Source organism: Salipiger sp. ABF4_146, from assembly GCF_056161345.1.
Genome location: NZ_JBSWYX010000080.1, coordinates 1 through 538, shown reverse-complemented (window position 1 = coordinate 538; position 538 = coordinate 1). Strand labels below are relative to the sequence as shown.

The following is a 538-nucleotide window of genomic DNA, read 5'->3' as shown; positions in this document are numbered from 1 at the left end:
TTGTGAACGGCGGAGCAATACTCGGCCACGGTAGCGACGGCATAGTGTTGTCGCGGGCGGCGTAAAAGTCGTCCACTTTTGCCCTTTCGGATTTCGGGAGGGCTTGGGGATATACACCGTGGACTTGTATTTGAAGGTGCGTCACGCTCATTTCCAGGATGGGTTGAGCGGGCGTCAGATTGCCCGGGATTTTGGGATCAGCCGGGACAGTGTCGCGAAGATGTTGGCCTATTCGGAACCGCCGGGATATCGGCGGACAGCGCCGATCAGGCGCCCGAAGCTGGATGCGTTCACCAGCCAGATGGACCAATGGCTTGCTGAAGACAGGGGCCGCCCTCGCAAGCAGCGTCACACCGCCAAGCGTATTTTCGAGCGGTTGCGGGACGAGTGCGGTTTTGATGGCAGCTACACCATCGTCAAGGATTACGTTCGAGACCGGAAGCGGACCGGCAAGGAGATGTTCGTGCCGCTGAGCCATCCGCCCGGTCATGCACAGGCCGATTTTGGTGAAGCGCTTGTCATGATCGGCGGCGTCGAG

The 538-nt window shown here is 59.7% G+C and carries 1 protein-coding gene; it reads left to right on the top strand.

The genetic code is table 11. The annotated features are described in order from the left end of the window. Positions 1-118: 118 nt before the first annotated feature. Positions 119-538 (top strand): IS21 family transposase (locus tag ACXAJT_RS27630; protein WP_475242244.1); only part of this gene is annotated, 420 nt, incomplete at its 3' end.